Origin of the sequence: Flavihumibacter cheonanensis, from assembly GCF_022352215.1 — a bacterium.
GTDB classification, from domain to species: domain Bacteria; phylum Bacteroidota; class Bacteroidia; order Chitinophagales; family Chitinophagaceae; genus Flavihumibacter; species Flavihumibacter cheonanensis.
In genome coordinates this window covers 1,256,608-1,280,076 of sequence record NZ_JAKRWF010000001.1, presented here as the reverse complement: position 1 = coordinate 1,280,076, position 23,469 = coordinate 1,256,608, and the positions used below count along the sequence as shown (strand labels likewise).

The 23,469-nt window shown below is 45.1% G+C and carries 22 protein-coding genes; 17 read left to right on the top strand and 5 right to left on the bottom strand.

The window, feature by feature from the left end; all coding sequences use genetic code 11:
- Window positions 1-86: 86 nt before the first annotated feature.
- On the top strand, window positions 87-569 hold the full coding sequence (locus MD536_RS05680) for a YkgJ family cysteine cluster protein (RefSeq protein WP_239596618.1): 483 nt from the start codon (window positions 87-89) through the stop codon (window positions 567-569).
- A gap of 43 nt (window positions 570-612) precedes the next feature.
- Window positions 613-2,850 carry a monovalent cation:proton antiporter family protein gene (locus tag MD536_RS05675; protein ID WP_239596617.1) on the top strand — a complete coding sequence of 746 codons (2,238 nt, stop codon included), beginning with the start codon at window positions 613-615 and terminating at the stop codon, window positions 2,848-2,850.
- Here MD536_RS05675 and MD536_RS05670 read toward each other — a convergent pair.
- From MD536_RS05670 to folK, 3 genes are read right to left on the bottom strand one after another with little or no spacing between them, the layout of a single operon-like run.
- Window positions 2,847-4,103, bottom strand: coding sequence for an MFS transporter (locus MD536_RS05670; protein ID WP_239596616.1), 1,257 nt, complete (start codon window positions 4,101-4,103; stop codon window positions 2,847-2,849). The genes MD536_RS05675 and MD536_RS05670 overlap by 4 nt on opposite strands.
- Before the next feature lie 9 nt (window positions 4,104-4,112).
- A complete protein-coding gene (locus tag MD536_RS05665; protein ID WP_239596614.1) occupies window positions 4,113-4,745 on the bottom strand; it encodes a deoxynucleoside kinase in 633 nt (210 codons plus the stop codon).
- A complete protein-coding gene (gene folK, locus MD536_RS05660) occupies window positions 4,742-5,227 on the bottom strand; it encodes a 2-amino-4-hydroxy-6-hydroxymethyldihydropteridine diphosphokinase (protein ID WP_239596612.1) in 486 nt (161 codons plus the stop codon). Before folK ends, MD536_RS05665 begins: the two co-directional genes overlap by 4 nt.
- A gap of 59 nt (window positions 5,228-5,286) precedes the next feature.
- Between folK and sppA the strand changes: the two genes are divergently transcribed.
- From sppA to MD536_RS05630, 6 genes are all read left to right on the top strand, one after another.
- Complete coding sequence (gene sppA, locus MD536_RS05655; protein ID WP_239596610.1) at window positions 5,287-7,044, top strand: signal peptide peptidase SppA; 1,758 nt, start codon at window positions 5,287-5,289, stop codon at window positions 7,042-7,044.
- Between the two features lie 17 nt (window positions 7,045-7,061).
- A complete protein-coding gene (locus MD536_RS05650; RefSeq protein WP_239596602.1) occupies window positions 7,062-7,517 on the top strand; it encodes an SRPBCC family protein in 456 nt (151 codons plus the stop codon).
- A 19-nt stretch (window positions 7,518-7,536) separates the two neighbouring features.
- Window positions 7,537-8,025 carry a DUF2911 domain-containing protein gene (locus tag MD536_RS05645; RefSeq protein WP_239596601.1) on the top strand — a complete coding sequence of 163 codons (489 nt, stop codon included), beginning with the start codon at window positions 7,537-7,539 and terminating at the stop codon, window positions 8,023-8,025.
- Window positions 8,026-8,192: 167 nt separating this feature from the next.
- The gene (locus MD536_RS05640; RefSeq protein ID WP_239596600.1) at window positions 8,193-8,765 is read left to right on the top strand and encodes an RNA polymerase sigma factor; all 573 of its coding nucleotides are present in this window, start codon (window positions 8,193-8,195) and stop codon (window positions 8,763-8,765) included.
- The gene (locus MD536_RS05635) at window positions 8,752-10,245 is read left to right on the top strand and encodes an outer membrane beta-barrel protein (RefSeq protein WP_239596597.1); all 1,494 of its coding nucleotides are present in this window, start codon (window positions 8,752-8,754) and stop codon (window positions 10,243-10,245) included. The genes MD536_RS05640 and MD536_RS05635 overlap by 14 nt, the downstream gene beginning before the upstream one ends.
- A 7-nt stretch (window positions 10,246-10,252) precedes the next feature.
- The gene (locus tag MD536_RS05630; protein WP_239596595.1) at window positions 10,253-11,494 is read left to right on the top strand and encodes an LVIVD repeat-containing protein; all 1,242 of its coding nucleotides are present in this window, start codon (window positions 10,253-10,255) and stop codon (window positions 11,492-11,494) included.
- On the opposite strand, the gene queG is transcribed toward MD536_RS05630, so the two are convergent.
- Window positions 11,488-12,429 (bottom strand): tRNA epoxyqueuosine(34) reductase QueG, encoded by a 942-nt coding sequence (queG, locus tag MD536_RS05625; protein ID WP_239596593.1) that lies wholly within the window; start codon window positions 12,427-12,429, stop codon window positions 11,488-11,490. The genes MD536_RS05630 and queG overlap by 7 nt on opposite strands.
- Before the next feature lie 38 nt (window positions 12,430-12,467).
- Here queG and MD536_RS05620 point away from each other — a divergent pair, with 38 nt between their 5' ends.
- Window positions 12,468-14,495: a DUF3858 domain-containing protein gene (locus MD536_RS05620; protein ID WP_239596591.1), complete on the top strand. Its 2,028-nt coding sequence runs from the start codon at window positions 12,468-12,470 to the stop codon at window positions 14,493-14,495.
- Window positions 14,492-16,402, top strand: a complete 1,911-nt coding sequence (locus MD536_RS05615; RefSeq protein ID WP_239596589.1) for a DUF3857 domain-containing transglutaminase family protein — start codon at window positions 14,492-14,494, stop codon at window positions 16,400-16,402. Before MD536_RS05620 ends, MD536_RS05615 begins: the two co-directional genes overlap by 4 nt.
- A gap of 11 nt (window positions 16,403-16,413) precedes the next feature.
- Here MD536_RS05615 and MD536_RS05610 read toward each other — a convergent pair whose 3' ends face one another.
- Window positions 16,414-17,472, bottom strand: coding sequence for a serine hydrolase domain-containing protein (locus MD536_RS05610; RefSeq protein WP_239596587.1), 1,059 nt, complete (start codon window positions 17,470-17,472; stop codon window positions 16,414-16,416).
- A gap of 208 nt (window positions 17,473-17,680) precedes the next feature.
- Between MD536_RS05610 and clpB the strand changes: the two genes are divergently transcribed.
- The 7 genes from clpB to queD are packed head-to-tail and all read left to right on the top strand — an operon-like array spanning window position 17,681 to window position 23,460.
- The gene (clpB, locus tag MD536_RS05605) at window positions 17,681-20,281 is read left to right on the top strand and encodes an ATP-dependent chaperone ClpB (RefSeq protein WP_239596585.1); all 2,601 of its coding nucleotides are present in this window, start codon (window positions 17,681-17,683) and stop codon (window positions 20,279-20,281) included.
- Between the two features lie 12 nt (window positions 20,282-20,293).
- Window positions 20,294-21,034, top strand: a complete 741-nt coding sequence (locus tag MD536_RS05600) for an SOS response-associated peptidase (protein ID WP_239596583.1) — start codon at window positions 20,294-20,296, stop codon at window positions 21,032-21,034.
- A gap of 9 nt (window positions 21,035-21,043) precedes the next feature.
- Complete coding sequence (locus tag MD536_RS05595; RefSeq protein WP_239596581.1) at window positions 21,044-21,559, top strand: YdeI/OmpD-associated family protein; 516 nt, start codon at window positions 21,044-21,046, stop codon at window positions 21,557-21,559.
- Window positions 21,560-21,610: 51 nt separating this feature from the next.
- Window positions 21,611-22,159: a DsbA family protein gene (locus MD536_RS05590; RefSeq protein WP_234863890.1), complete on the top strand. Its 549-nt coding sequence runs from the start codon at window positions 21,611-21,613 to the stop codon at window positions 22,157-22,159.
- A gap of 36 nt (window positions 22,160-22,195) precedes the next feature.
- Complete coding sequence (locus MD536_RS05585; RefSeq protein ID WP_239596578.1) at window positions 22,196-22,885, top strand: hypothetical protein; 690 nt, start codon at window positions 22,196-22,198, stop codon at window positions 22,883-22,885.
- 9 nt (window positions 22,886-22,894) lie between these two features.
- Entirely contained in the window at window positions 22,895-23,074 is a 180-nt protein-coding gene (locus tag MD536_RS05580) for a hypothetical protein (protein WP_239596576.1), read from the top strand.
- 29 nt (window positions 23,075-23,103) lie between these two features.
- On the top strand, window positions 23,104-23,460 hold the full coding sequence (gene queD, locus MD536_RS05575) for a 6-carboxytetrahydropterin synthase QueD (RefSeq protein WP_234863886.1): 357 nt from the start codon (window positions 23,104-23,106) through the stop codon (window positions 23,458-23,460).
- Window positions 23,461-23,469: the final 9 nt, after the last annotated feature.

The following is a 23,469-nucleotide window of genomic DNA, read 5'->3' as shown; positions in this document are numbered from 1 at the left end:
TGTTTGTGTAAGCATTACTCAATCGTTTGTGCACCTTTTCTCCACCCGTCGGGTAACCCGACGGGTGGAAGCAGTACCTTTGACAAATGGACAGCATAGCGCCTAATTGGAAGAAGTTATCGGCTGAGCGGCAAAAGGCATACAAACGCCTGCTGGAAACCGCGCCCAAAAACAAGCTGCTAAAATTAATTCCTGATTTACACGAGCAGGCATTTGAAAAGATCAATTGCCTGGATTGCGCTGCCTGTTGTAAAAACTATTCACCCCGGTTTAAAACAACTGATATCAAGCGGCTCAGCAAACTGCTGGGAATGAAAGAAAGCCAGTTTATCGAGCAGTACCTACGGCTCGACCAGGACGGCGATTATGTGACCAAATCTTCTCCCTGTCCATTTTTAGGATCAGACAATGCCTGCAGTGTCTATGAAAACCGGCCATCGGATTGTGCTCGCTTCCCCTATACCGATGAAGATGTGCTATTTAAAAGAATTCCACTCACCCTGAAAAACAGCAGTTTTTGTCCGGCTGTGTTTTTTGTATTGGAAAATCTTTACCTCAAATTAAAATAAGCCAGATATATAAAAACGGTTTCACTACCCGATATTTGCGCGTATGGCGCATTTACCTGTTTTAATTAAAGACCTGGCACTGATTCTTGGGGCGGCTGCCATAACCACCCTTTTATTCAAACGCTTAAAACAACCACTTGTATTAGGTTATATTATTGCTGGTTTACTCGTTGGTCCAAATTTTAATTTTTTTCCTACCATTGGAGACCTGGACAATATCAAAATCTGGGCGGAGATCGGAGTGGTTGTATTGTTGTTCAACCTGGGACTGGAATTCAGTTTTAAAAAACTCATGCGGGTAGGAGGGTCGGCCTCCATAGCAGGTATTTTTGAAATAACAGGTATGTTTCTGCTCGGTTATACTACCGGCAGTATTTTAGGATGGTCCACAATGAACTGTATTTTTCTGGGCGGGATCATTTCCATTTCTTCTACTACCATTATCATAAGAGCCTTTGAAGAACAGGGACTCAAATCTACCAGTTTCGCCAGTATGGTAATGGGCATGCTGGTGATAGAAGACATTGTGGCTGTACTATTAATGGTATTGCTCTCTACCGTAGCTGTCAGCCAGCAGTTTTCAGGCCTCGACCTCATGATCGAAGTGGTAAAACTGGTGTTTTTCCTTAGCCTTTGGTTCCTCTTTGGCATCCTGGTTATTCCCAGTTTTTTCAGATGGGTCAACCGATGGCTGAATAATGAAACCCTGCTGATTATTTCTCTCGGCATGTGTTTGGGTATGGTGATACTCGCCACCTATGTAGGATTTTCTGCTGCCTTAGGTGCTTTCATTATGGGATCCGTGCTGGCAGAAACTACCCAGGCGGAAGATATTGAACACCAGATGCAGCCAGTCAAAAATTTATTTGGTGCGGTGTTCTTTGTATCGGTTGGTATGTTGATCGATCCCAAACTGCTATGGGAATATCGCATTCCCGTACTGATCATAACCCTGGCAGTTATTTTTGGAAAAACCATCAATATTACCATCGGTTCCTTTATCTCCGGCCAGCCCTTAAAACAAAGTTTGCAGGCAGGGATGAGTATGTCTCAAATTGGTGAATTTTCATTCATTATTGCCACCCTTGGGGTAAGCTTGGGTGTTACGTCAGATTTTTTATACCCGATAGCAGTGGGCGTTTCGGTTATTACAACCTTCTCTACTCCCTTTATGATCAAGGCAGCAGTGCCGCTCTATAAATGGATTGATCAAACACTGCCTCCCAGGTGGAGAAACCGCCTCAACCGATACAGTTCCGGAGCACAACAAATACCAGCGGATGCCGATTGGAAAATGGTATTCCGAACTTATTTCAACATCATCGTTCTTAATTCGGTGATCATTCTGGCTGCCATTTTCCTGGCAGTAAAATTTGTGGATCCCTGGCTGGTGAATATGCTGGAGCAAACAATTACTGCGCATATCCTGACGGTTCTTCTGACTCTATTGGTTGCTTCTCCTTTTATCTGGGCGCTTACCATCAAAAAGCCACAACGTGGTGCCTATACCAGTCTCTGGTTAAATGAGCAGGTGAACCATGGTCCGTTGGTTATGGTGGAAGTGTTACGAAACCTGCTGGCAGTTTTTTATCTGTTCTTGTTATTGAGCCAGTTGTTTTCCGGATTAATTGCATTGATAGGTGCCATCCTTGTGTTAGCAGTGGTATTGTTTATTTTTTCAAAACGATTGCAATCTTTTTATGCCCGGATTGAACGCCGCTTTATGACCAACCTGAATCATCGTGAAATGGTGGCCAATACCGGTGCCACCAGTACCCTTAGTCCCTGGGATGCGCACCTCGCTTATTTCACTATTAGTCCGGAAGCTGCCTGCCTCGGAAAAGACCTGGAAACACTGGCCTGGCGGGAGCGCTATGGCATCAATATCGCGTCAATTGAAAGAGGGAAAAAAACAATCATGGCCCCTCAACGTACTGAAAAAATCTATCCCTATGATAAGTTGGCGGTGATTGGTACCGACCAGCAATTGCAACTATTCCGGCCAATTGTTGAACCGGAGTCCCTGCCACAGCTTGAAGAGGAAGAAGAAATCCGCCTGATGAAAATCCGTGTGGATGAACACAATCTTTTGAAAGGAAAAACCATTCGCAACTCTGGCATCCGGGAAAAAACAAACGGACTGGTAGTAGGCATTGAACGCGCCGGCAATCGTATCCTGAACCCGGATTCCCAAACAGTATTTGAATGGGATGATATTATCTGGATCGTAGGAGAACGCGAAAAAATCATGGAATTAATTCAGGCTGAACCCGGATCCTAATAGTGCATTTTCCTAAGGGAGGGTGCCTTAAACCAGGTAATGAATACGACCAGTAAGGTCATGGTTCCACCAAAAATCACAGAGGGTACAACTCCCAGAAAACGTGCCGCCACTCCACTTTCAAATTGACCGATTTCATTGCTGCTGTTGATGAACATACTATTCACACTCATCACACGCCCCCGCATTTCATCGGGCGTTTTCAATTGCAAAATAGTACCCCGAATCACTACACTAATTCCATCCAATACACCTGATAATAACAATGCCGTAAAGGAAATCCAGAATGTTCTGGAGAGGGCAAATAGAATAATACACAAGCCAAATCCGCCCACTGCAAAAAACAAGGTCCGTCCCTGATTCTTTTTCATCGGGAAAAAAGTTAGAGTAAGTATAATGATGATGGCCCCGATATCAGCGGCAGCATTCAACCAGCCAAAACCAATGGGACCCACTTTCAGAATATCTTTCGCAAATACTGGTACCATTGCTACCAAGCCTCCGAACAATACGGCAAAGAGATCCAGTGTCATGGCACCCAACACTTCCTTGGTACGAAACACAAACCTCAACCCTTCCTTTACACTCTCCAGTGTTTTTTGTTGTCCCGCTTTGATGGAAGCTGGTTTTGGAAGCAATTGAAACAAGGAAATGAGGGCGATTAAAATCAAACTGCAAATCACCCAAAGGGTACCACTGGCATGCACTGTTGCAATGATGAATCCACCTGCAGCATGACCTGTTACAGAGGCGGTCAGCCAAACACCCTGGTTCCAGGTGATGGCATTGGCCAATAGGGGGCGGGGCACCATCTGGGCAAGAATGGCAGAAAAAGAGGGACCTGTAAAGGATCGTATGATACCGGTACAGAATATAATGGTATAGATCCCTGCTATCAACAGTTTATTTTGACCCGTATTACCCAGCAAATAGGATAGTGTTAACAATGCTGCACCACAGGCCAGGTAAAAGGATACCCCTTTTAATAGCAAGCTTCGTTTATCGGATAAGTCAATAACATGACCAGCATACAAAGCCAGTGAGATGGCAGGAATGGCTTCCGACAATCCCACCAGGCCTATCGCAAAGGGATCGCCGGTGAGTTCATAGAGCCACCAGCCTACCAGGGTTGCCATCATTCTCAGCGCCATGATAAAAGTAAAGCGCCCTGCCATCAGGAACCTGAATTCGGGTAGCCGCATGCTGGCGAGTGGATCCTGTTTTGCCTGTTCAATGGATTGAAGTTCGGTCATACGCTGCTGTTAGGGTAATGCAATAAAATGCTGTCCCTCATCATATTCTTTATCCAGGGCATCCAGAATTGCTTTCAAATGTTTTTCATTACCCAGGAAATCCGCATTGGAAGCATCCACAAATAGTGTTTTGATATTGTGCTGTTTGATATAATGCGTATAGGTTTCCTGGATATTAAACAAGTATTCATCCGGTATCTGCTGCTCATATGGCCGGTTGCGTTTGCGGATATTTTTCTGCAATTTTTGAACCGGCGCATGCAGATAAATCAGGATTTCCGGCTGAATCATCTGCTGGTGAATGATTTCAAACAAACGCTGATACAAACGAAACTCTTCTTCCGGCAGGTTTACCTTGGCAAAAAGCAGGCATTTGGTAAATAGATAATCGGATATAGTTACGGAATGAAAGAGATCCTTGGTATGAATTAAATCCTTTAATTGTTTGTATCGCTCGGCCATGAAAAACAACTCCAGGGGAAAAGCAAATTGTCCGGGATTCTCATAAAACTTAGGCAGAAAGGGATTGTCTGCAAACTCTTCCAGTACCAGTCGCGCATTGTACTGTTTAGCCAGTAAATGCGCCAGTGTTGTTTTCCCGGCACCAATATTTCCTTCGATCGTTATATAGTGATACTTCATGTTGTCAGTTTAGTCACAGGCAGCGGATCCTCGCAATTCGTTAATAATTCACGTATCGTTTGATGCAAGATAGGATGCATCAGCATAGGTGCCAGTTCTTGCAAGGGCTCCAAAGCAAAGCGCCGGTTGGGCAATTCGGGATGTGGAATCCGCACATGCGGCGTTGCATGTACTTCCTGATCATATAACAATATATCAATATCAATAACCCGGGGCCCGTATTTATCGAGTCGCTTTCTGCCCATTTTTTCCTCAATCAGCAATAAGGTGGTCATGAGTTCAGGTGCAGTCAGAAGGGTATTGATTTGTACGGCCTGGTTCAGGAAAGCAGACTGGTTGGTATTTCCCCAGGCGGCGGTTTCATAGATGGAGGAACTTTTTTCCACCCTGCCGGCCAATTGACTGATCAATTGGCTTGCCTGTTGAAGGTATTCTTCCCGGTTTCCAATATTCCCCCCCATCAACAGGTAGGCTGTATGCATAGATTCTGTACTTTACAGGCTCAAATATCAGTTAATCCGTTTTTTAACCAAGCGTTCGTATGGCACAATTCTTTAAATACTTTTTTGCTGCATTACTTGCTTTGTTTGTTTTCAGTGTGCTGGCTTTTTTCGTGCTGATTGGAATTGCAGGTGCAGTTGCCAGTAAGGAAGCAGTACAGTTAGAAGCACATTCTGTCCTTTATCTTGATCTTGGCAAGGCATTGAAAGAGCAAACCAAAGAAGATCCCTTTGCATTGCTGGAAGGCGAGGAGCCCTACTCTCAGCCAGGTGTATACGATATGGTGCAACTGTTGAAACATGCGGCTAATAATGATCAGGTAGACGGACTCTATCTGAAAGCAGGAAGTAATGCCAATGGATTTGCAACCAATGCTGAAATCCGGAAAGCCATTGCAGAGTTTAAAGAAGCAGGAAAATTTGTAATAGCCTATGGAGAAGTAATTCCGCAACAAGCTTTTTATGTGGCATCTGCAGCAGAGAAATTGTACTGCCATCCAAAAGGCGGACTTGAATGGACGGGGCTTGGAATGGAATATGTATTCTTCAAAAAAGCATTGGATCGCCTCGATATTGAACCTCAGATCTTTTATGCTGGTAAATTCAAAAGTGCAACAGAGCCTTTCCGGGAGGAAAAGATGACGGAGCCGAATAAAATTCAAAGTCGCGAGTTGCTCGAAGGAATCTATGGCCATATGCTGGAGACAATTGGTGATCGCAGGAAACTGGAAGTTGCAAGGTTGAGAAACCTGGCCGATAGTAACCTGGTAAGAACTGCTTCCGATGCTGAAAAACTGGGCTTGCTGGATGGCATGCGTTATGAAGATGAAGTAAAAGAAGAGATTCGCCGCAAGACCGGTGCTGCATCCATCGATAAGATAAAATTTGTTTCCCTTGCTAAATATGCCGAAGCAGTATCTGCCTTAGCAGGAAAGGGTACAGATCGTATTACTGTAATTTATGCAGAGGGAAATATTGTTGATGGTGAAGGAGACGAGGGACAAATCGGCGGTAAGAAATTCATGAATTATATCCGCAAAGCCAGATTGGATGCCAAAACCAAGGCCATTGTGATCCGGATCAATTCGGGTGGTGGCAGTGCCATGGCAAGTGAGAATATGTGGAGAGAAATCGAACTGGCTAAAAAAGATAAACCGGTAATTGTCAGCTTTGGTGATGTAGCTGCATCCGGTGGCTATTATATGGCATGCGGAGCAGACAGTATTTTTGCACAGCCCAATACCATCACCGGCTCCATTGGTGTTTTTTCCATAGTGCCCAATATGCAGGGCTTTTTCTCAGATAAACTGGGGGTAACCTTTGATGGGGTGAAAACCGGGCCATATGCCAATTCCCCCTCTGTAACGGAACCCTTGAGTCCCCTCCAGAAAAAATTCTTCCAGGAAGGCGTTGACAGTATCTATCAGACTTTTTTGAGCAGGGTAGCAGAGGGCAGAAAGATGCCGGTTGCTGCTGTTGACAGTATTGGTCAGGGTAGAATCTGGACCGGTACCCAGGCCCTTAAACTGGGACTGGTAGATCGCATGGGAGGTATGGAAGATGCCCTGGCTGCAGCAGCGAAACTGGCAAAGCTGGATGGCTATCGCATCAGGCAGTTTCCGGAACGTGTGAACTGGCTGGAGCGACTCACCGGAAACATCTCAAAAGATGTTTCTGCGAAATCCATTCGTAAAACTATTGGGGAGGATTGGCATCGGGTATATGAGCAATGGCAATCACTGCAGGAAGGCATTGGTACCGTGCAGGCCAGACTACCCTTTGAACTTATTTTTCATTAATCAATTCGAGCACCGGCATGCGCCTGATCAAGTTACTGCTCATCAGTATTGTATTCTTTTTTCTTCTGCTCACTGCCTTTACCAGCCTCATACCCTCGTCTGTAAGAATTTCCAGGGCGGTTGATATCCTAGGCTCAAAAGAACAGGTACTGCCTTATTTGCAGGAGGAGCAACGCTGGCCGGAATGGAATCGCTGGTTTCAGGACAGTGCTATCAAAATTGAAGTGCAATTCAGGGAACAAACAGATTCCAGTCTGCAATATCAATGGGCAGCCGGCGATCGCCAGTTCACCAGTAATTATATGTTATATGAAGTAAGAGAAGGCACCACCACTGTTCAATGGTATTTTGAATTTGAACTGGCCTGGTATCCCTGGGAAAAGCTGGGCAGCATTGTATATGATAAGCAGATGGGCCCGGTTATGGAAGAAAGCCTTGGAAATTTAAGAAAGCTTGTGGAATCGAATCCTTAATTTTAATAAAAGCATTTATATGAAATCCTTACTATTGGCATTGGTAGCAGTTAGTTTTATGCTTCCCGCCTGTGCACAAAACCGGAAAAGTCCGCATGAAACGGTTAGTTCAGACAACGTTAGTGTAACCTATGGCAGGCCTGCTAAAAAAGGCAGAGATATCTTTGGTGCCCTGGTTCCTTATGGAAAAGTTTGGAGAGCCGGTGCTGATGAAGCAACCGAAATCACTTTTAAGAAAGATGGCACCCTGGGTGGCCAGCCGGTAAAGGCAGGTACCTATACGCTGTTTGTAATACCAAATGAAAAAGAATGGACCCTCATCCTGAACAGTCAGCTGAAGCAGTGGGGTGCCTATGAATACGAGAAGCACAAGGATAAAGATGTGTTGAAAGTAGCTGCCCCGGTAGGCAAAACCAGTGCGCCGGTAGAAAATTTCACCATACGTATAGCTGGCGGAAAGCTGATCATGGAGTGGGATACCACCCAGGCATCCATTCCTGTTTCCTGATTGACAAGAACTTATAAGAAAGCCTCCACGAAATGGGGGCTTTTTTCATTTCCGGCAAACCGGTTATCCTCTTTAAAAGCCATCCCGGTAGGGAATATCATGATAAAATAGTTTTAACAGGGATGCAACGAAGGCGGACAGTACCTTGTCAGCTTTATTGTAAGGATATGACCAATGAACACCAACTGGTGAGGGACTGCCTGAAAGGGAAGCCGGCCGCGCAAAAAGCGCTGTACGAGCAGTTTGCTGCACAAATGCTGGGGGTCTGTTACCGGTACACCAAATCCATGAGTGATGCAGAAGATGTTCTGCAGGAAGGATTTGTAAAGGTCTTCCATTACCTTGCGCAGTTCAGGGGAGAGGGAGACCTGGGAGCCTGGATCAGACGAATTATGGTTACCACGGCGATCAATTACCTGAAGAAAAACAGTCGCTATCAGTACGACCTGTCCTTCAGCTCTGATCAAACCGGCCATTTGCACCCGGTATCGCCTGATAACCCGGAAGTAAGGCTGGATGCCAAGCAGCTCGCTGACCTTGTAAGACAATTGCCACCAGGATACCAGGCAATATTTAACCTGCATGCAATTGAAGGATATACGCATGTGGAAATCAGTACCATGCTGGGAATCCATGAAGGAACTTCCCGCTCGCAATATGCACGTGCCCGCAGCCTGCTGATGACCTGGCTGCAAAAAGAATCCGAATCAGTAAAATCAACTCACTATGCCCGATCGTGAATTTGATAAATCCATTCAGCGTAAGGCAAATGAACTTCGCCTGGAGCCATCCCCCGAGGTTTGGGAAAAGGTGGCTGCGCAAATAAAGGAAAAAGACCGCAGAAGAGGTTTCGCCTGGTACTGGCTGGCTGCAGCCATGCTGGCCGGAGGTCTGTCTATCTGGTTTTTAAGCCCGGATTTATTCAACAAATCTGTACCCACAACCGTAACTCAAACAACTATCAATGATTCGAATGCTACTCCATCAGTTTCAAACAGTTTAGAGAATAATAAGAATAATAACGATATCGCTTCAGCCCAACAGGAGCGGCCTGCAAAAGAGGAAACAGTGTCTGTTGCAAATGGTGATCCGCTAAAAAGTTCCCAGCCAGTTATAACAGCCAACAAAAAATCGGAGAATACCAGTTTTTCTACTGAAACCAAAAGTAAAAATCCAACCTCCCCCGAAAAGCGCATTGCCCCAACTGATAACGCATCCTATGCAATCAAAGCTCAGGGTCAGCAGCAGCGCCAGCTTGCAAAAGTTCAAAAAGATAAAAAAACTGAGAAAACTGCCATCGCAACAGAACCAACTGAACAGCCAACTCAATCTCCTGCTATAGTTGAAGCAACTGAAAAAGAACTCTTTGGAAAAACAATCGCCGGCAATAACAATGCACCCGAACCCGGAGAGATAGAACCCAATGATGCAACAGCCGGTGATACCAAACTCAATGCTGATTTATTAGCAGCTGTAGCCAAGCCTTCAAAAACAAAAGAACCCTGGAACCTGGCCATGCAAATTGGAGGAGGATCCGGATCCATGCGAGATGGATTGACTTCCGCCTATTCCCCGGTAGCTGAAAATTTTTCCGGCAATATTGCTTTGCAACCACCCGGTACCGCCACAACCCTTGATCCAAGACCCTCCGATGTGAAAGCAGGTCCATCTTTTCAGGCAAGCATTGGTGTTAGTAAACCCATCAGCCGTAAACTGAATTTCATTACGGGCCTTCAGTATGCGTATTTTTCCAACCGGATTGAAGTAGGCCGCAAGATGGACAGCAGTGCGCTCTTCTCTAATTTCCGCCTTCAGAATATAGCAGCAACTACTGCCTACACAGGTGCAGGCAACGAAGGAAAAGCTTATTATAACGCTTACCATTACCTGCAGGTGCCTGTTGAAATCGGATGGTACCTCGACAATCGCAAACGGTTCTCCTGGAATAATGGATTCCTGTTTGGTATACTACTGCGCACCGATGCCCTGCATTATGACCAGGCAGCAGGCGCTTATTACCAGAACAACGACCTGGTGAATAAATTCCAGACCAGTGCCCAAACCAGTTTGAATTATCGCTTGTTTAATCTCGGAAGTGGAAACCTCTCTGCTGGTCCCTTCCTGAATTATCAGCTTTCCAATATTGATAAAACCGCCGGCAACAAACGACTGCTGACAGTTGGTCTGAATGCCCGGTTCCTGTTCAATAAACAAAAATAGATGGCTTATGAAACTGCTTATGGTAAAAGGAAAAATCTTCCTTGCTCTAATCGCCTGCCTGTCCTTTAGCGCCTGTATCAAGGACAAAGTAACCAGGACCTACACGATTCAGACGCCGGTATTTGCTTCCAAAGCTTCCGTGCTCGCAGGTATTTCCGCGGCACCAGCCAGGGAGATCAAAGAAACCGGAAAAATATTCTGGTTGGGCAGCTGGATTTTCATGAGCGATCCTGCACGCGGCATTCATATCATCAATAACAGTAATCCGGCTGCTCCAAAACCCGAAGCCTTTATCGCGCTGCCAGGTAACATTGATATTGCAGTGAAAGGCAATACGCTGTATGCTGATCTGTTTACCGATTTACTGGTGTTGGATATTAGCAATCCCCTGAACCCAGAACTGAAAAAAACAATTAAAGATGTTTTCCCGGAAAGAGCCTGGGTAAATGGTTATTACCTGGATTCTACTAAGGTAATTGTGGACTGGATCAAAAAAGATACCACCGTTGATATTGAAGATGGTTCAAGGCCTATGCCTGGTTTCGGTTGTATCAATTGCTCTTTTGCAGAACTGAATGCAGGAGCAGGTAAGAGTCAGGATGGGAAAGCTGGTTCAATGGCGCGACTCTCCATCGTCAATGACAATCTATTTGTTGTAAATACTGGTAAACTGATGTCCTATTCCCTCTCCAATTACCTGAATCCAACAATCCAGGGAGATCTTGTATTAGGCTGGGGAATTGAAACATTGTATCCTTTCAAGGACAAATTATTTATTGGTTCCAGCAATGGCATGTATATCACCGATATTCAAAATCCTGCCAGTCCGCAACTCTTAGGTTCGTTCATACACGCTACTGCCTGTGATCCGGTGGTGGCGGATGATAACTATGCCTATGTTACCCTACGTACCGGTAATTTTTGTGCAGGCAATTCAAATCAGTTGGATATCCTGGATGTCAGCAATGTAATGCAACCTAAACTGATTAAAACCTATCCTTTAAGCAATCCACACGGACTCGCTTTAAAAGATCCCTTCCTTTATATCTGCGATGGAAAATCCGGGTTGAAAGTGTACAATGTTTCCAACAAACAGTCCATTCAATTAAAACAACAACTGGATGTTGAGGATGCATTTGATATCATCATCCGCGAAAACCTGGCCCTGGTGGTTGGAAAGAAAGGATTGTCCCAGTACAAAATCCAGGCGGATGGTAAACTTGCTTTCCTGAGCCGCTATGGCTATTGATCACCCTGGTTATTTATAAACCGAAGATTCCGGAGTAAACCTTTGTATTTTGCTCTCTTGATGGGCGAATGACGAAAGATGTTCCGGAATTTTTCTTCTCCTAATTGCTCCCAGTCTGCAGCAGTCAACTCGAATAACTCATGTATGGGCTGGAAGGCAGGTTCTTTAGCAGGAGCTGAAAAACGATTCCAGGGACAAACATCCTGGCAGATATCACAACCAAATATCCAGTCCTGGTAGCTACCCTTCTGTTCTTCTGGTATCAACTCCGCTTTTAATTCAATCGTAAAATAGGAAATGCATTTGCTGCCATTGATGACCTTATTGGGTTCAATCGCATCTGTCGGGCAGGCATCAATACATTTGGTGCAGGTGCCGCAATAATCTTTCGCATAAGGATCATCGTATTGATCCAGTTCCAGGTCGGTAATCAGGGTGGCAATGAAAAAAAAGGAGCCGGACTTTCGGGTAATCAGGTTCCCGTTTTTGCCTATCCAGCCAATTCCGGATTCTCTGGCCCAGGCTCTTTCCAACACAGGAGCAGAGTCCACAAAACCTCTTCCTTCTACCGCTCCAATTTCTTCCCGGATGCGCTCCAGGAACAGGTTCAGTTTCGCCCGGATAACCTCGTGATAATCCTGACCATACGCATATTTGGAAACTTTGGGCAACTCAGCAGGTTGTTGGGTTGCCGGATAATAATTCATCAGTAAGGTGATAACAGATTTGGCACCCGGAACCAGTTTGGAAGGATCTACCCGCAAGTCAAAATGATTGGCCATGTAGTGCATGCTGCCATGATAGCCTTTGTTCAACCAGTTTTCCAGTCGCCGCGCATCCTCGTTTAAAAATTTAGCGGGTGAAATGCCACAATAACTGAATCCCAGCTCTGTAGAAATCTCACGAATTTTTGCAGCCCTATTTTGAATTTTCACTAAATTTTATATTTTTCGGATTTTAAACGCTAAACCTTATGCTATCTAAAGTCCATTATCTGGCGCTTTTTGTGCTATCCGTATTCAGTTTTTCTGCACTTGCTCAAGACAAAGTCGCCTTTAAATTCGGTAAAGTTAGTCCCGAAGATTTCAAACAATCCCTTCCATCTTTCGATACCGGTGCACATGCCATTATCCTGGGCGATGTTGGCTATTCTCGCGTTGTTCCCAACAATGATGGAGGATTTGGTTATGAATTCGAGCGTAAAATTCGGGTTTATATTGTAGATAAAAATGGTATTGATGCCGGGAAATATTTAATCCCCCTTTATTCCAGTGCGAGCAATGATATGAAGGAAGAAATCCGGCGCTTCAATGGCGTTACCTATAACCTGGAGAATGGGAAGGTGGTAGAAACCCAACTTGAAAACAACCAGGTATTTACTGAAAAGTTCTCAAAAAATGTCAGTCTTAAAAAGTTTTCGCTTCCTGCTTTACGCGAAGGGTCCATATTTGAATTAAGCTACATGCTTAAATCGGATTACCTGTTTCAATTCCGTGACTGGGCATTTCAGAATGAGTATCCAACCTTGTGGAGTGAATACGAAGTGGAGATACCAGAATATTTTGACTATGTGTACCTGACGCAAGGATATCATCGCTATCATATCAATACCACTAAAGATGTTTCCCGTACCTACCGGATCAATGTAGGAAGAACGGAATTCATTGGTGGCACCAGAAACGATATTGTGTTAACAGGATTGGCCAAAATGAAACGCTGGGTAATGAAAGATATTCCGGCCTTGAAATCTGAGAGTTATATTACAACGCTGGAAAATTACAGAAGTAAAATTGAGTTCCAGTTATCCAGTATCAGGTTTCCCAATCAGGCACCCAAACTGGTAATGGAGAACTGGCAAAAAGTATCTTCCGATCTGCTGAAGTCCGAGGATTTTGGACAAGCCATGGAGCGGGTGGATGGTAGCCTGGAAGACCTGATCAAACCACATGTTGCCGGAATCAATGATCCAACTGAAAAAGCCAAACGCATCTATGAATATTTCCGGGATAATTTTTCCTGGAATGGTACAAACGGATTTACTGCCAGTGGCAATCTTAAAAATGTGATCAAAACAAAAACAGGCACGGTGGGTGATATTAACCTGATGTTAATAGCCGCACTGAAATCTTTCGGTTATACGGCATACCCGATCATTCTGAGTACACGTAGCAGGGGTTATACCCATGAACTCTATCCACTTATGGATCGCTTTAACTATGTGGTTTGTGCTGTATTGATTGGCGATAGTGATTACCTGCTGGATGCCTCAGATCCCGACCTGGGTTTTGGCTACCTTCCTTCCAAATGTTATAATGGACATGCACGGGTACTGATGCAAGATCCACTTCCCATCAGCCTGGCTGCCGACTCCCTGCTGGAAAGAAAAGTTACCCTCGCTACTCTGGTAGCTTCACCCCAGGATCTAAAAGGAAGTATACAATCCAGTCTGGGATATATCAGCTCTACCAGTTATCGTAATCTGGTGCGTGAAAAAGGAGAGGACGCGGTTTTCAATTCCATAAAAACCAGATTTGGCTCAGCATATGAAATCAGCAATACGCACATAGATTCTTTAAAGAAAAAGGAATTGCCGATTAAAATCACCTATGATTTTGTTGCTAAAAATGAAGAAGCGGAGGTGCTTTACATAGATCCCGTATTAGAACCATTCAGTAAAGAGAATCCTTTCAAATCACCCAACCGCTTTTATCCTGTAGAGATGCCCAGTCGCATTGACGAAACCTACCTGTTGAATTTTGAAATTCCGGAAGGTTATAAAGTGGATGAAATGCCTAAATCGGCCAAAGTGGGACTCAATGATGGCGATGGTTATTTTGAATACCTGGTATCTACAGAGCCTGGTCGCATTCAATTGAGAACCCGTGTGGTGTTGGCAAAAGCTTATTTTACACCGGAGGAATATGAATCACTGCGCGAGTTTTTTGGTTATGTAATTAATAAACAAGCTGAACAAATCGTATTGAAAAAAGCCACTCCATGAAAAACAGATTAACACTCCTGCTGCTGGTTCAACTGGTACTAGCCGGAACAGCCTGGGCAGATGAATACCCTTCTTTTACTATTCCCAAAGGATTGCTCAAATATGCCAATTCCGTGATCCGGAAACAGGAAACCATCCTGGAAATTCACTCAGAAAAAAAAGTAACCATCAGGGAACATTTTGTATTGACTGTGCTGAATGAAGCCGGCAGCAGGTATGCGTACTGGAGTGATACCTATGATAAAATGTCCAGCATCGACAAGATTGAAGGCAACCTGTACAATGCCATGGGACAAAAAATCCGGAGTCTGAAAAAATCAGAAATCACGGATTTGCCTGTGCAGGGAGCCGGACAAATGATTGTAGATGACAGGGTAAAGTATCATTCATTCGAACACCGGGAATACCCTTACACGATTGAGTATATCTCTGAAACCACCAATAATCAAACTATGTTTCTGCCAGGCTGGAGCCCGATCCGGGGAAGAGGTATGGCAGTGGAAAACAGCAGTTTTGTTATCATTTCAGATCCGGTTTATACCTATCGTACCAAGACCTGGAACATTTCAGGCAAAGGAATTTCTACCAGTAATGGAAAGAAGAAAACAGAAAAATGGGAAGTGACTCAGTTGAGTGCGGTGCCGTCTGAATATGGTGCGCCTCCAATCCATGAAGTAGCTCCTTATATTGCTTTAGGTGCTTCAACTTTTAAACTGGGGAATTTCAAAGGCGATATGTCTACCTGGGAAGATTTCGGAAAGTTTGTAAAAACACTGATAGACGGACAGGATGAACTTCCGGAAGAAGAAAAACAAAAAGTAAAGGCAATCGCTGCTGCCTGCAAAACCGATCGTGAAAAGGTAGATAAGTTGTATCGCTATATGCAATCCAAAACACACTATGTAGGTATACAGTTAGGTGTTGGTGGATGGGTTCCCTTTCCTGCCAAATACGTTGCGAGCAAAGGATACGGCGATTGTAAGGCCCTCAGTAATTATATGGTGGCCATATTAAAAGAAGTTGGCATCAAATCTTATTATGTATTGATCCGTGCGGGTAAGGATGAACGTGATATTCCTCTTGATTTTCCATCTTCTCAGTTTAATCACGCCATTTGTGCTGTTCCGCTGGGTAAAGATACTGCCTGGCTGGAGTGCACAAGCCAGACTACTGCACCTGGTTATATGGGAAGTTTTACCGGCAACCGGCACGCCTTGCTGATTACGGAAAATGGAGGTGTGTTGGTTAAAACTCCGAAGTACGATAAAACAGCCAACCAGTATCATTCTAGCATAGAAGCTACGCTTAACAAAGAGGGCCAGTTATCCATCACTGCAAACAACCGGTACAAGGCGATGGTGGGAGATGACCTGCATCAGTTTGTGCATGGCTATTCCAATGAGGAAAAACAAAAAGTACTTCAGCGGGCGCTGGATCTGCCTCAATATACCATCCGCGCTTTTGATTACAAGGAAACGCCGGGTGATATTCCTTTCATTGATGAACAGCTGAGCATTACCGCTGATCATTATGCGCAGTTTACGGGCAAACGCCTGTTCATTGTTCCCAATGTATTAAACAAGTGGGAGCACAAACTAACCGCCGATACCAACCGCCAGTTTGAAATCATCCTTAATGAAGAAAAGATAGAGATCGATACGGTGCGCATCAATTTGCCGGAAGGATATAAAATTGAACGGGATCTTAAAGTGAACCAACTCAATACTCCTTTTGGAAGCTATGAAGTAAGCACCCAGATCCAGAACAATACCATTTTATACATCCGCCGGCTGGAATTGTCGAAAGGAAGATTTCCTGCCAAAATGTATAACGAACTCTTGCTCTTCTACGAAAAAATCTACAACGCAGACAGATCCAAACTGGTGTTCGTAAAGGAAGAAGCTTAAAAGAAAGAAGCTTAATTAATATGCTGCTCGATCAGTTCCCGGATCTCTTCAAAGACCATCCGCTTCTGATCGGGCAGTTCTCCTTTGGTGAAGACAATGGCAGCATATCCTTTTGATTTGTTGATCCAGGGCCAGGTTCCATTGATACCCGGACAGTTCACCAATGTCCCGTTTCCGGCAGCATCTTTTTCCTGGATCCAGCAACCAAAACCATAATCGTTGCCTTGTGAAATAGGAGAGGCATAAGCGATGCTGGCAGCACCGGTTTGTTTTTTCAATATCTCATTTACTGAAGCTTCCTTGAGCACCTGTACAGTACCTACCTTACCATTGTTCAGCAACATGGTCAGAAACTTCATGTAGTCATCCGCAGATGATTTGGCACCTGCAGAAGGGTTTTCAGCATATACACCATCACTCATGAAATTGGTTCTTTTCCAGCCCAGCTGTTTGCCCAGGCGATCGCGCATCACGCGATCAAAAGGACGCTTTGCCACCAGCTCGAGTACACGGCCGGCGATATTGGGACCAATATTTCCATAATAAAACTGGGTGCCCTGGCGACCTTTCATATTCCGGTCTTTTGCATAACTGGCCACTTCATCTTCCAGGGTATCGAATTTTTTCTTTTTCAACGCGGTTCGGAAAACCGGTAAATCAGATTCAATGGTGGTTGTATGCGAAAGGCACATGCGCAGGGTGATATAACCCTTGGAATAACTTTGATAAATAGGTAGGAAATCGCCCAGTTTATCATCCAGGGAAAGTTTGCCTTCATCCACATAACTCATTACGAGGGCAGCTGTGAGCCACTGACTTGCAGCACCGATCGGTTCCTGGCTGGCTGCTCTTAACTCGCCAAATTCTCTTCGGTATACATCCTTTCCATCTTTGTGCACAATTACTACAAAATCATTGCCCAGGTCTTTTTTATACTTCTCAAGTCCCTCTGTGATTGCGGGGATATCAACCTGGTTGTTGCGAAGCGGTTTTGCCTGTGCGGCGGGCGTTTGTGCAGAACTTGAAGCTGCCATCAGGAGCGCAAAAGAGGATAATAGAATGGATCGCATAGAATTGAATAATGTCTAAATTATCAAAGGGATTCGAAGTCTTAACGTTAAAATTCCCTTCTGAGTTTATAACCTGAAAAATTTTCAGCTTTTTTCTACAGAACCGGCGTATTCGTCAGCATATATTAAAATTTACTGTCATTATTGCCTGATTTTCAGGCTGGTTTAGGATTTGAAGGAGAGAAGAGAACCTTGAAAAGAAAAAAATATGAACCTGAACAATTTTACCGTCAAAGCCGCGGAAATCATACAACAGGCCCAGCAGTTGGCCTTCAATGCCCAGCATACGAATATTGAAACAGAACACCTGTTAAAAGCCTTGCTGGAGCAGCAGGATTCTCCTATTGAATACCTGCTGAAAAAAAATGCAGTGGCGGTGAATCAGCTCTCGCAACAGCTGGATCAGTTGTTGTCCAAATTACCTGCTGCCCAGGGCGGTGAACCGGCCCAGTCTATTAGTCGGGATGCCAACAATGTCATCCTGCGTGCAGGTGCAGCCCTCAAATCCTTTGGTGATGAATTCGTAACGCCTGAACATTTATTACTGGCCATCCAACAAGGAAATGATAGTACAGCCAAACTCCTGAAAGATGCCGGCCTCACTGAAAAAGGATTGATTGCCGCCATTAAAGAATTGAGAAAAGGTGGCAGCATCACGTCTCAGACACAGGAAACACAGTTTAATACCTTAAGCAAATACGCGAAGAACCTCAACGAGATGGGCCGCAATGGCAAACTCGACCCGGTAATTGGACGCGATGAAGAGATTCGCAGAACCCTGCACATCCTTTCCCGCAGAAGTAAAAACAACCCCATCCTCGTAGGTGAACCGGGCGTTGGTAAAACAGCTATCGCGGAAGGATTGGCCATGCGTATCGTAAATGGTGATGTGCCCGAGAACCTGAAAAGTAAAATCATTTTTGCACTCGATATGGGACAACTGATCGCAGGTGCCAAATATAAAGGGGAGTTTGAAGAACGCTTGAAAGGAGTCGTGAATGAAGTTGCTAAAAGTGATGGAGAGATCATTCTCTTCATTGATGAAATCCACACTTTGATTGGAGCCGGTGGTGGTGAAGGTGCCATGGATGCCGCCAACATTTTGAAGCCTGCATTGGCAAGAGGAGAGTTGCGTGCGATCGGTGCCACTACCTTAAATGAATACCAGAAATATTTTGAAAAAGATAAGGCACTCGAACGTCGCTTCCAGAAAGTGATCATTGATGAGCCAAGTGTGGAAGATGCGATCTCTATTCTGCGTGGTATCAAGGATCGGTATGAAACCCACCACCATGTACGAATTAAAGATGAAGCAATTATTGCTGCCGTGGAATTATCACATCGCTATATCAGTGATCGGTTCCTGCCAGATAAGGCGATTGACCTGATAGATGAAAGCGCCGCCAAACTCAGGCTGGAAATGAATTCCATGCCGGAAGAGCTGGATAAACTGGATCGTCAGATTCGTCAGTTGGAAATTGAACGCGAAGCCATCAAACGGGAGAACGATGAAGAAAAACTAAAAGAATTAAGTATCGAAATAGGCAACCTCAGTGTGGAGCGCGATACCCTGAAAGCCAAATGGCAACAGGAGAAAGAAATGGTGGAGAAAGTGCAGACTGCCAAGGCAACCATTGAAAATTACAAACTGGAAGCTGAGAAAGCCGAACGGAATGGTGATTATGGGAAAGTTGCTGAGATCCGCTATGGAAAAATCCAGGAGCAGGAAAAAATCATTGCTGATTTATCCGCAGAACTCGAAGCCTACGGTAAGCATAGCAGTCGCCTCATGAAAGAAGAAGTAGATGCTGAAGATATTGCTGAGTCAGTAGCAAAAGCAACCGGTATTCCGGTAGCAAAAATGCTGCAGAGTGAAAGAGAAAAACTGCTGCAATTGGAAGATCATCTGCATGAGCGGGTAGTGGGACAGGAAGAAGCCATCACAGCAGTAGCTGATGCCATCCGCAGAAGCAGGGCCGGGTTGAGTGATCCTAAAAAACCAATCGGATCCTTCATCTTCCTGGGAACTACCGGTGTGGGTAAAACGGAGTTGGCAAAAGCATTAGCTGCTTACCTCTTTGATGATGAACACATGATGACGCGGATCGACATGAGTGAATACCAGGAGAAGCATACGGTGTCCCGCCTTGTGGGTGCACCTCCCGGTTATGTTGGATACGATGAAGGCGGACAACTAACGGAAGCGGTTAGACGCAAACCTTATAGTGTGGTATTGCTGGATGAAATTGAAAAAGCGCATCCGGATGTTTGGAACGTGATGCTGCAGGTATTGGATGATGGTCGCCTTACCGATAACAAGGGCAGGGTAGTGGATTTCAAGAACACCATCATCATCATGACCAGCAATATTGGTAGTCATATTATCCAGCACAATTTTGAAACTGTAGACGAAGACAATAAAGAGGAGATCGTAGACCGCACGCGGGTGGAAGTAATGGAATTGCTGAAGCAGACGATTCGTCCGGAGTTTTTGAACCGGGTAGATGAAATCATCATGTTCCAGCCGCTGATGCGCAATGATATCCGGAACATCATTAAGATCCAACTGGAGAACCTGCGCCAGCTCATTGCTAAAAATGGCATAGAACTCAAGTTCAGTGAATATGCAATTGATTACCTGGCCGAGCATGGATTTGATCCCGTATTTGGTGCAAGGCCACTGAAGCGCCTGATCCAGAAGGAAATTGTGAACCAGTTGAGCAAACGCATCCTGATGGGAGATATTGAGAAAAATAAAACCGTACTGGTAGATGTATTTGATGGAGTAGTGGTATTTCGAAATGAATAAGTAAATTCCGGTATGTGTTACTATAACAGGCTGATTGTTCCGGAAAGCAGGGTGTTCACGATAGGTGATATGACCCTGAGCTTGCCGGATCAGTCGGCCTTAACCTATGCCATGCAGAGTGGGTTCGAATATGGAAGCTGGCCGATTGTGCGGGCAGCTGAAACAGGCGGACTGGAAATCGTGCAGGCACATTGGGAATTTTTGGCGCCCTGGGTGAAGAGCTGGAAAGATGTAGAGACGGCGCGCCAGAAATATACTACCCTCAATGCGATCGGGGAAAAAATGCTGGCCTCCAACCTGTATAAGGAGGCGGCGATGAAACGTCGCTGCCTGGTGCCCTCTTCAGGGTTTTATGAATGGCGACATGTAAGGCTGGAAGGTGCGAAAAAAGAAACCGCAGTGCCTTATTTTGTATACCTTCCGGACCAACCGGTTTTTTATATGGGGGGCATCTGGCAAGACTGGACAGACAGAGAAACGGGAGAGCATATAGTGTCATTTGCGATTGTAACTACCGCAGCGAATGACCTGATGAGCAGGGTGCATAACAAGAAGCAACGCATGCCTTTGATCCTGCCGGATGAGCTGGCCCTGGAATGGATGCAGCCTGATTTGAATCTGAAGCGACTGAAGGAATTGACCCATTACCAGCTGGATTCGGAGCTGATGGAAACGTATACGATTCCAAAAGATTTCCGGCAGGCACTGGACCCGGTGGAGAAAGTAGAGGTGGAGGGATTACCTGCTCTTTAGATACACAACATGATCAAAGCAACCCTTACAATTGAAAAATTCGGGCAGCAGGGAGAAAAAACCGGCTGGTCGTACCTGGCTATCTCAAAAGAGATGGCAGAAAAGCTTAACCCGGGCTGCAGGGTATCTTTCCGGGTAAAGGGCAAGCTGGATGAGCTGGCCATAACCGGGCAGGCATTGATCCCCATGGGGGAAGGTGCATTTATTCTCCCTTTAAAAGCCGATATTCGCAAAAAACTGGGAAAGCAAAAAGGGGCAAGGGTCCACCTGAACCTGGAATGGGACCCCGCAGATCCTGAATTGGACCCCGATCTGCTGGCCTGTTTGGAAGATGAACCAGCTGCTTATCAATGGTTTAATTCATTAACTCCGGGACACCAGCGCTATTTCAGCAAATGGATATCGGATGCCAAAACAGAGACCACCCGGGCCAAACGAATCGCCCAGGCGGTGGATGCTTTGGTGAAGCAGTGGGATTATGGCCAGATGATTCGCGCCAACAAGAAACAACTATTTGACAAGTAAGATTGTCTTATACATATACCAACTAACTGCTCCATTAAAAAAAGGAGCAATATGTCAATACAGAACAAGATAGAAATTATCGAACCCCGGACCATCTGGATAGGTAATGAAAAGGCCCCCGTGCGCGTCATCATGTACGGCGATTATGAAAGTGAAGCCTGTGCCAAAGCCCAGGAAGCAATCGATTTGTTATTGAAACAGTATCCTGAGCAGATCCGGTTTCAATACCGCCACTTTCCTTTAACCAGGGTGCACCAGCATTCTCATAAAGCCGCCGAGGCAGCAGTAGCAGCCGTACAGGAAGGCAAATTCTGGGAGATGCATCACCTGTTGTTTGCGCATCGCAGAAGACTGGGACCGATCAGCCTGAAAGAATATGCCAGGGAAGCCGGCGTAATGGATAAAAACCTGATCCCCAAACTGGTAGATTCTGTCTATGGCTGGACAGTAAGAGCTGATTTATTGGAAGGCGTTGACAAAGGCGTGCGGGATGTGCCTGCCATCTTTATCAACGATGAGCGCTATGAAGGCAAGCCTACGCATTCCGCACTCGTCAAGCATTTGCAGGAATACCTGCCTGCCAAGAAAAAGAGAGCCTGACAAGAAGGATCAATCAAAAAAAACTATATTGGAATCATGAAAAATTCATGGTTCCTTTTTTTATGCCTGCTCTTCTCCGCAAGCCTGGCAGGCCAGGTGAAAATAGTAGGCGTACAGGCGGTGCTGGCAACCGATCGCGATGGACGCGGCATGATCATGAGTGCCAAAGAAATCCAGGGCTCGCCTTATGTGGGTGAAAACTGGTATGATGGCTCGGTGGTGTACAGCAATGGGATATCAGCTAAAGTCGGCATGCTCAATTTTGATTTGTACAGCAACAAACCCACTTTCCGCGAAGGGGATGGTTTCTTTCATTTCAGGGACCCTGTACGCGAAATCCGGTATGAAGCTGAGCTCAATGGCAAGCCCAAAACCATGATATTCAGAAATGAATATCCGCCTGTTGGCAACCAGGATAAAACCTTTTACTACCGGGTGGAAGAAGACGGTCCGAAGTTTCAGCTGCTCCAGTTGCTGGAAAAAGTGGTGTACCAGGAGATGGTCACCATCGCCGTATATGAAAAGAAATTTGTGCAGCAGGAAGAATGGTACCTCTTTGATGCCGCCGCCGGAAAACTGATTAAGCTACCCAAGTCGAAAAAAGACCTGGCACAGGCGGTGAATGGATTATCGCCTGCGTTGGCAGCCTATATCAAAAGCAAAAGTCCCAATCCCAAGGACGCAGAAAGCATGGCAGTGATGGTGAGGGTGCTGAATAGTCAATAAAGTTTAGGTATGAAAAGATGTTCATTAAAATCAAAAGATGAGATCTTCCTGAAGGCAGAAGAAAAAACTTCTAAAATGAAGGCTGCCCGGGACAGACGTCGGATGCTTAAAAAACAACTTGCTAAAGAGGCAAAATTGATAGGAGAGGATTCTTTAGAAATACTAAAGGAATTTGAAATGCTTCATTAATCCTAACTTCGCGGCATATTTCGAAGAATATGTTGCTGTTTAAGGAGTTTACATTTGATTCCGCGCATTTTTTGCCCAATGTACCGGAAGGACATAAGTGCAAGGAAATGCACGGACATACCTATCGCCTGCGGGTTTGGGTAGAAGGACCGCTGGACCCGGTGCTGGGCTGGGTAATGGATTTCGCTGACCTCAAGAAAGTGGTAAAGCCTGTAGTTAACAGGCTGGATCACAAATGCCTGAATAACATAAAAGGACTTGAAAATCCTACCTGCGAACGCATCGCAGTGTATATCTGGGATGAGGTGAAACCTCTGCTGCCCCTGCTGGCAAAAATTGAACTGCATGAAACCCCTACCTCCGGGGTGATTTACACAGGTGCTTAACGATTAATT